The 8,320-nt window shown below is 69.8% G+C and carries 8 protein-coding genes; 3 read left to right on the top strand and 5 right to left on the bottom strand.

The genetic code is table 11. The features are described 5' to 3' along the window. Together Q7F20_RS16670 and Q7F20_RS16665 are read left to right on the top strand one after the other, a co-directional pair. A partial coding sequence (locus Q7F20_RS16670) for a hypothetical protein (protein WP_305741188.1) occupies nucleotides 1-243 on the top strand: 243 nt, incomplete at its 5' end. A 390-nt stretch (nucleotides 244-633) separates the two neighbouring features. Then, nucleotides 634-2,130 (top strand): hypothetical protein, encoded by a 1,497-nt coding sequence (locus tag Q7F20_RS16665; protein ID WP_305741187.1) that lies wholly within the window; start codon nucleotides 634-636, stop codon nucleotides 2,128-2,130. Between the two features lie 327 nt (nucleotides 2,131-2,457). Here the strand turns inward: Q7F20_RS16665 and tsaE are convergent, their stop codons facing one another. Genes tsaE through glmS form a run of 5 tightly spaced genes read right to left on the bottom strand, consistent with a single transcriptional unit; the run spans nucleotide 2,458 to nucleotide 7,505 of the window. Beyond that, nucleotides 2,458-2,961 (bottom strand): tRNA (adenosine(37)-N6)-threonylcarbamoyltransferase complex ATPase subunit type 1 TsaE, encoded by a 504-nt coding sequence (tsaE, locus tag Q7F20_RS16660; protein WP_370871722.1) that lies wholly within the window; start codon nucleotides 2,959-2,961, stop codon nucleotides 2,458-2,460. Next, nucleotides 2,958-4,118: an alanine racemase gene (gene alr / locus Q7F20_RS16655; protein ID WP_305741186.1), complete on the bottom strand. Its 1,161-nt coding sequence runs from the start codon at nucleotides 4,116-4,118 to the stop codon at nucleotides 2,958-2,960. Before alr (Q7F20_RS16655) ends, tsaE begins: the two co-directional genes overlap by 4 nt. Continuing rightward, a complete protein-coding gene (gene alr / locus Q7F20_RS16650) occupies nucleotides 4,115-5,218 on the bottom strand; it encodes an alanine racemase (protein ID WP_305741185.1) in 1,104 nt (367 codons plus the stop codon). The genes alr (Q7F20_RS16655) and alr (Q7F20_RS16650) overlap by 4 nt, the downstream gene beginning before the upstream one ends. A 58-nt stretch (nucleotides 5,219-5,276) precedes the next feature. Next, a complete protein-coding gene (locus Q7F20_RS16645) occupies nucleotides 5,277-5,651 on the bottom strand; it encodes a holo-ACP synthase (RefSeq protein WP_305741184.1) in 375 nt (124 codons plus the stop codon). A 6-nt stretch (nucleotides 5,652-5,657) separates the two neighbouring features. Beyond that, on the bottom strand, nucleotides 5,658-7,505 hold the full coding sequence (gene glmS / locus Q7F20_RS16640; RefSeq protein WP_305741183.1) for a glutamine--fructose-6-phosphate transaminase (isomerizing): 1,848 nt from the start codon (nucleotides 7,503-7,505) through the stop codon (nucleotides 5,658-5,660). Nucleotides 7,506-7,575: 70 nt separating this feature from the next. Between glmS and Q7F20_RS16635 the strand changes: the two genes are divergently transcribed. Continuing rightward, nucleotides 7,576-8,061 carry a glutathione peroxidase gene (locus Q7F20_RS16635; protein WP_305741182.1) on the top strand — a complete coding sequence of 162 codons (486 nt, stop codon included), beginning with the start codon at nucleotides 7,576-7,578 and terminating at the stop codon, nucleotides 8,059-8,061. The last annotated feature ends 259 nt before the right edge of the window (nucleotides 8,062-8,320 follow it).

The raw sequence follows: 8,320 nt of genomic DNA, 5'->3' as shown, positions 1-8,320 counted from the left end.
CCGATCACGGTGACGACGAAGACGTTCACCACGGGGCAGAAGCAGAAGATCGAAGGCACCGCCCAGCCCGGCGCCCGCGTCAACGTCTACTCCGGAACCAAGTACCTCATGAACGTCACCGCCGACGAGGACGGCAACTGGAACTACACCACCGGCGCCGCCATCACCGACGCCACCTTCACCCGCACCCTCAAGTCCACCGGCACCGACGACACCACCTTCACCCTCACCGCAGCGAAGTAACCACCCCAGGCCGCGCACGACCAACGACCCCCGGAACCACGTCAAGACACGGCTCCGGGGGTCTTCGGCTGTGCACGACCCGCGAACGCGGGCACGCCACCCGACGGCGATCGTTCGCATCGCATTCGGGAGCAATTCAATGACGTTGAAATATCGTACTTTGACATGCAAGCCCCGTCACGCAGAAAGAATCCCGTGAACATCTCCCGCTCGATCGGCGCAACCCTCCTCGGCACCGCCGTTGCCGTCGTCCCCCTCATCGCCGTTTCCGGCGCGGACGTGGCATCCGCAGCTCCCGTTTCCTCCGTTTCGGAAGCGTCGTCCTCCGTCGGCTTCGCCGTGACGTCTCAGCTCGTCTACGCCCCAGGCGGCCAGCTCACCGTGACAGGGGTGGCACCGCTGCGCCAGAACGTCTGGGCCACGATCTCCGGCACGGACCGGAACGCGGTCATCGCGTTCGACTCCGGGGACGACTCCACGTCCTGGACCCTGCGAGTCCCCGTCGAGCACACGACAGGCAAGGACCAGGTCAGCCTCGACTTCCACCACGGCGAGCGAGAGACGATCACCCGGGTGTTCACCGCCACCGGCGCCGCGCCCGGACTCGAGGTCACCTCGTCGCCGGTCTACGCGCCGGACGAAGTACTGGTCGTCTCCGGTACCGCGCCCCGGCGGGCGAACGTCTGGGCGACCATCGCAGGTACGGACCCGCATGACGTGATCGCCTTCGTCGCTGGAAACGACCAGGGCTCCTGGACGCTCCGCATCCCGTTCGAGCACACGCAGGGCAAGAACGAAGTCGCTCTCGACCTCCACTCAGGCGACGAGACGGTCAGGCAAACCTTCACGGCATCGGCCGAGGCAGCAACTCCGTTCGAGGTCACGTCGCGGCCGGTGTTCTTCCCGGGGCGCGGGCTGACCGTCACCGGGACCGCGGTGGCCCGGCAGAACGTGTGGGCCACCGTGAACGGCACCGACCGGAACGCCGTGATCGCGTTCGGCTCCAGCGATGAGAGCGCGAGCTGGACGCTCGACATCCCGCAGCGCTTCACCGTCGGCAAGGAGCGTCTCGATCTCGACTTCCACTACGGAGCGAACAAGACCATCACCCAGACGTTCACGGCAGAGGTGACGGCGGCGCCGATCGCGGTCACGACCACGACCTTCGTCAAGGGCCAACGCCAGCTCGTCGAGGGTACTGCCGAGCGATACGCAACGATCGAGGTGTCGTCCGAGGACGGACTCGAGTCACGCATCGCGGCCGACCACACCGGCGCATGGTCGTACACCACGACGACTCCGATCCGGGACGACTCCTACACGCGGACGCTCAAGTCGCGGGGCACCGAGGACGTCGAGTTCACACTCACCGCGGATGGTGAGGAGACCACGCCCATCACCGTCACGACGAAGACGTTCACCGCTGGGGAACGGCAGCTCATCGAGGGCACCGCCGAGCCGTACGCGGTGATCGAGGTGTGGTCCGACGACCGTCGACTCATGAACGTCGCTGCAGGGAGCGACGGGAGGTGGCACTACACCACTGGTGCCCCGATCACCGGCAAGACCTTCACACGCACGCTGAAGACCAAAGGGGTGAAGGACGTGACCTTCACCCTGACGGCCGAGGAGAACGAGACCGCACCGATCACGGTGACGACGAAGACGTTCACCACGGGGCAGAAGCAGAAGATCGAAGGCACCGCCCAGCCCGGCGCCCGCGTCAACGTCTACTCCGGAACCAAGTACCTCATGAACGTCACCGCCGACGAGGACGGCAACTGGAACTACACCACCGGCGCCGCCATCACCGACGCCACCTTCACCCGCACCCTCAAGTCCACCGGCACCGACGACACCACCTTCACCCTCACCGCAGCGAAGTAACCACCCCAGGCCGCGCACGACCAACGACCCCCGGAACCACGTCAAGACACGGCTCCGGGGGTCTTCGGCTGTGCACGACCCGCGAACGCGGGCACGCTGCGCGTCGGTGGGGGCGGACTGTTCGTCGGGCCTCGTGCGCAATGCAACCGCCGTGCGCGGATCTCTCGACGACGTAGACATCCCCGAGGGCGCGATCGTCGTCGGACACTCACACGGCGGCACGGCGGCACGGCGGCACGGCGGCACGGGCCACGGCCTTGTCATGACCGATGAGGCGGACCCGATGTCGATCGCGGAGGCTGGTGGCGGGCGAGCGGGTCCGCTGCGTCAGATCGTGACGTCGGCCCAGCGCGGTCCAGCGCCTGTCACGATCACCCGACGCGGCTCGTCCGGGACATCATCCGGATCGAGTTCGGCGTGATCGGGACGATCCGTACCGGCCCCTGTGCCCCGGACGATCTCGACGTCGAGGACGCTGTCCGCGATGCCGTCGACGAACCCGCGCCCCCACTCGACGACGACGATCGACTCGTCCCAGTCGAGGTCGAGGTCGTCGAGCTCCACCGGATCGGACAGGCGGTAGGCATCGACGTGCACGAGATCCGGCCCGCTGGTCGTCGGGTGTGTGCGGGCGAGGACGAACGTCGGACTCGACACCTGCCCACGGGCACCCAGCGCAGCGCCGAGTCCCCGGGTCAGGGTGGTCTTGCCGGCGCCGAGCGGTCCGGTCAGCACGACGAGGTCTCCCGCGCGCAGCTGAGCGGCCAACCGTGCTCCGAGCACTCCCATGGCCTCGGTCGAGTCGACCACGGTGTCGAGCAGGACGGTCACCGCTCCCCCCGGAGGTACTCCGCCACGTGCCCCTCGGCCTCGTGGCCCTCGTACACGCGGGGCACGCGCTCACCGATCCGGCAGACGATCTCCTCGCCGATGGTGCCGAGGGCATCGCCCCACTCGAGGACCGTCATCTCGTCGTGCTCGCCCGTGCCGAACAACACGACGGTGTCACCGACCCGGACGTCGTCGTCGCCGACGTCCACGAGGAACTGGTCCATCGCGACGCGACCGGCGATCGGGTAGCGCTTCCCGCCGATCGCGACCTCGATTCGTCCCTGGGCGAGGCGCGGGACGCCGTCCGCGTAGCCGACCGGGACGAGCGCGAGCGTGGTCTCGGAGGTGGTGCGGTACGTGTAGTCGTACGACACACCGGTGTCGACCGGCACGCGCTTCGTCTTCGCGACCGACGCGGTCAGGGTCATGACGGGTTCGAGGCCGAGGTCAGCCGCCGAGACGCCGTCCGCACCGGGGATGCCGAACAGGTTCGCGCCCATCCGGACCATGTCCTTGCGGAACTCCTTGCGCTCGAGGCCGGCGAGCGAGGCTGCCACGTGCTCGATCGGGATGTCGAGCCCGAGTTCGTCGGCCTGCTCGACCGCGTCGTCGAAGAGCGCCACGGCGGACGCGTCGTCGTCGTCCGAGGACTCGGCGAGGTGCGTGTACGCGGCCACGACCTCGATGCGTCCGTCGCGCTGCGCGTCACGGGCGAGGGTCACGAGTGCGGGCCAGTCCCCCGGCGTCGCGCCGTCTCGGTGCAGGCCGGAGTCGACGCCGAGGTGCACCCGCGCCGGACGCTGGTCGACGGCGTCGATGACACGCTGCAGCTCGGGCACGTTCGAGACGCCGAGGTCGACGGCGGAGTCGATCGCGTCGCGGAAGTCGAGTGCGGGGTCGTGCTGCCACGTGAAGAGGTGGACGTCCTCGCCGACACCGATCGAGCGGAGACGCAGGGCCGCCGGGACCGTGAGCACACCGATCCACCGGATGCCCGCGTCCACCGCAGCGAGGGCGATCGGCTCGAGACCGTGCCCGTAGGCGTCGGCCTTCATGATCGCCATGACCTCGACCGGGTCCATCCACTCACGGACCAGGTCGAGGTTGGCGCGGTAGGCGTCGAGATCGATCTGTGCCCGGCGCAGCGGCGCGTTCACGAGGTCCTCCGTTCGACGCTGCGGCCGACCCGTGCGACCACCTCGTAGTTGATGGTGCCGATCGCTGCGGCCCAGTCCTCGACCGCGGGATCGCCGTTCGCGGGGTCGCCCCAGAGCACCGCTTCGTCGCCGACCCGGACGTCGGCGTCACCGATGTCGACGTGCATGGCGTTCATGGCCACACGGCCGACGACCGGGAAGGTGCGGTCCCCGATCCGCACCGCGACGCGGTTCCCGAAGTCGCGGTCGAAGCCGTCCGCGTACCCGAGACCGATCACCGCGAGCCGGGTGTCCGTCGTGGCACGCCAGGTGTAGCCGTAGCTGACGCCCTCGCCAGCACGCACCGGGACCGTGCGGAGCACCGCGGCGGTCACGCGCATCGCGGGGCGGAGGCCGAGCTCGGCCGACGTGCGGTCGGGGAAGGGGCTGAGGCCGTACAGCGCGAGGCCGACCCGGGCGACGTCGTGCCGGGTCTCCGGGACGGCGAGGCTCGCGGCGCTGGCGGCGAGGTGCACCATCTCGGGCACGACCCCGTTCGCGGCGAGGCCGTCGAGCGCCCGCTGCAGCGCGGCGTCCTGGTCGAGGTCGTCGGCGCGCGAGGCGTTCGACAGGTGCGACATGAGGCCCTCGACACGCGTACGCGAGCCGCTGCGGGCGAGTCGGGCGGCCGTCTCGAAGAGCTCCTGCCACTCGGACTCGACCGCGCCGTTGCGGCTCAGACCGGTGTCGACGCACACGTGCACCGCCGGCACCTCGGAGTCCGCCGCCGCAGCGAGCTGCGAGACGCTGGAGACCGCGGGCGTGATGCCGTACTGCGCAGCGCGACGGAAGTCCTCGTCGGGGGCGTGCAGCCACGCCAGGATCCGGACGCCCTCGTCGATGCCGGCGCGGCGGAGGGCGATCCCCTCGTCGATGTCCGCGACGCCGAGCCACTCCGCGCCGGCGTCCACGAAGGCCTGCGCGGACTCCGCTGCGCCGTGGCCGTACCCGTTCGCCTTGACGACCGCGATGACGCCGGACGGTGCCACCTGTTCGGCGACCGTCGCGTAGTTGGCGATCAGCGCCTCCCGGTCGACCGTGATCCCGGTGAACGCACTCACGAGGCGCCCCCGTCGATCAGCGGCTGCACCATCGAACAACGATCGTCCGTGAACGCACTCACGCTTGCTTCCCTTCGAGGACCACGAACGCCGTCGCGATCCCTCCGTCGTGCGAGAGCGAGAGGTGCACGCTCGTCACCCCGCGCCCGTCCGCCACCGCTCGCGCCCCCTGTCGCAGTGTCAGCGACGGGTTCCGCTGGTCGTCCGAGACGACCTCGAGGTCCTGCCAACTCAGACCGGCACTCGACCCGAACGCCTTGATCAGTGCTTCCTTCGCCGCGAACCGGGCGGCCAGCGACGCGATCGGTCGTGGCTCCCCGTCGCGCACGAGCTCCGCCGGCGTGAACAGCCGCGTGCGCATCGCCGGCGTGCGCGACAGCACCCGGTCGAACCGTTCCAGGTCGACCACGTCGACCCCGATGCCGATGATCACGAGCGACTACTCGACGGTGACCGACTTCGCGAGGTTGCGCGGCTGGTCGACGTCGAGGCCCTTGGCCGCGGCGAGTTCCATGCCGAACATGTGCAGCGGCGCGACCGCCAGCAGCGGCTCGAACAGCGGCGTCGCGAGCGGGATGCGCAGGACCTCGTCGGCGAAGGGCAGCACGGCGGCGTCGCCTTCCTCGGCGATCGCGATGACCCGGGCCCCGCGGGCGCGGATCTCCTGGATGTTCGAGACGACCTTCGGGTGCAGCGACCGCGGGTCACGCGGCGACGGCACGATCACGAAGACGATCTGGCCGGGCTCGATCAGCGCGATCGGGCCGTGCTTGAGCTCACCCGCGGCGAAGCCCTCGGCGTGGATGTAGGCGAGCTCCTTGAGCTTGAGCGCACCCTCGAGCGCGATCGGGTACCCGACGTGGCGGCCGAGGAACAGCACGCTGCGGGTGTCTGCCATCCACCGCGCGAGGTCCGTGATGCCGGACGCGTCGTCGATGGTCTGCTGCAGCTTCGGTGCGAGGCCCTCGAGCTCGGCGACCTGCTCGGCGATCTGCTCGGCCGTCAGGGTCCCTCGCAGGGTCGCGAGGTGCAGCCCGAGCAGGTACAGCGCCACGCCCTGCGCGATGAACGCCTTCGTCGACGCGACGGCGACCTCGGGGCCGGCGTGCGTGTAGATCACCGCGTCGGACTCGCGCGGGATCGTCGCACCCTGGGTGTTGCAGATCGAGAGGACCTGCGCGCCCTGCTCCCTGGCGTACTTCACGGCCATGAGCGTGTCCATGGTCTCGCCGGACTGGCTGATCGACACGACGAGCGTACGGCCGTCGAGCACCGGGTCGCGGTACCGGAACTCGTGCGCCAGCTCGACCTCGACCGGGACGCGAGCCCACTGCTCGATGGCGTACTTGCCGAGGATGCCAGCGTAGGCAGCGGTGCCGCAGGCGATGACGATGACCCGGTCGACCTGCGCGAGGCGGTCGGCGATCGGGTCGAGGTCGGTGAGCGTCACCGCGCCGTCGTGCACGCGGCCGAGGATCGTCTTGGCGACGGCCTCGGGCTCCTCGCTGATCTCCTTCGCCATGAACGACGTCCAGCCGCCCTTGTCGGCGGCCGATGCGTCCCAGTTGACCTCGAACTCGCTCGGCGACGCCGGGGTGCCGTCGAAGTGGATGACGTCGACGCCGTCGGGACGGATCGTGGCGATCTCGTCCTGCCCGATCGCGAGGGCGCGCTGCGTGTACGCGACGAACGCGGCGACGTCGGAGCCCATGAAGTTCTCACCGTCACCGAGGCCGACCACGAGCGGGGAGTTGCGACGGGCGCCGACGACGACGCCGGGCTGGTCGGCGTGCACCACGAGGAGCGTGAACGCGCCCTCGAGCCGCTGCACGGCCTGCTGCATCGCGGCGGTCAGGTCACCGGTCGCGCGGAACGACCGCGCGACGAGGTGCGCGGCGACCTCGGAGTCGGTCTCGCTGAGGAACTCGACGCCCTCGGCCTCGAGCTCGGCGCGGAGCTCGGCGAAGTTCTCGATGATGCCGTTGTGGATGAGGGCCAGCTTGCCCCCGTCGGCCAGGTGCGGGTGCGCGTTGCCGTCGGTCGGGCCGCCGTGCGTCGCCCAGCGGGTGTGGCCGATGCCGGTGCCCCCGTCGGCGATGGGGTGCGACTCGAGCTCGTCGACGAGGGCCTGGAGCTTCCCCGCCTTCTTCGCAGAGGCGAGGTCCGATGCCCCGTCCACGACGGCGATGCCCGCCGAGTCGTAGCCGCGGTACTCGAGCCGACGGAGACCACCGAGGAGGACGTCCTGGCTGCTGTTGCTGCCGACGTAGCCGACGATTCCACACATGGGGACGATCCTACGGTCTGCCTGGGCGACGACCCTGCGAACGAGCAGGGCTGGGGATAACGTTTGGGACATGGGACGCTTCGACGACATCGCGATCACCACCCTGCACGGCGAGCACACCACGTTCGGGGCGTTCGGGGACAAGGCGGTGCTCGTCGTGAACGTCGCGTCGCGCTGCGGACTCGCGCCGCAGTACGAGCAGCTCGAGGCACTCCAGAAGGAGTACGGCCCCCGTGGCTTCACGGTCCTCGGCTTCCCGAGCAACCAGTTCCTGCAGGAGCTCGGCTCGTCCGAGGCGATCGACGAGTACTGCTCCACCACGTGGGACGTCACCTTCCCGATGTCCGAGAAGGTCAAGGTGAACGGCAAGAGCGCGCACCCGCTCTACCAGGCGCTCAAGGAGACCCCGGACGCCGACGGCAAGGCCGGCCGGGTCACGTGGAACTTCGAGAAGTTCCTGGTCGCGCCCGACGGCACGGTCACGCGGTTCCGCCCGACGACCAAGCCGGACGCGCCGCAGGTGATCGCCGCGATCGAGGCGGCCCTGCCCGCCTGACGGGTCGCGCCCGCAGACGCGCACGGACGTCGAACGGGAGGCGCGGTGCCGGTGAGCAGGCCTGCTCACCTGCACCGCGCCTCCCGTCTGTACGCTCGTTCCCATGCCGATCCCGGAGACCGCCGTCGCGCACCCGACCCCCTTCGTGGAGATCCCGCGTGGCGAGTGGTCGCAGCTCGCTCCGAAGGAGCACCTGTCCCTCACCGAGACCGAGATCGTGCAGCTGCGCGGCCTCGGTGACCGCCTCGACATGCAGGAG

Source organism: Curtobacterium sp. A7_M15, from assembly GCF_030705415.1.
In the GTDB taxonomy this organism is placed as follows: Bacteria; Actinomycetota; Actinomycetes; order Actinomycetales; family Microbacteriaceae; genus Curtobacterium.
Note: the sequence above shows the minus strand (reverse complement) of the source record. Positions and strands in the feature narration are given on the sequence as shown.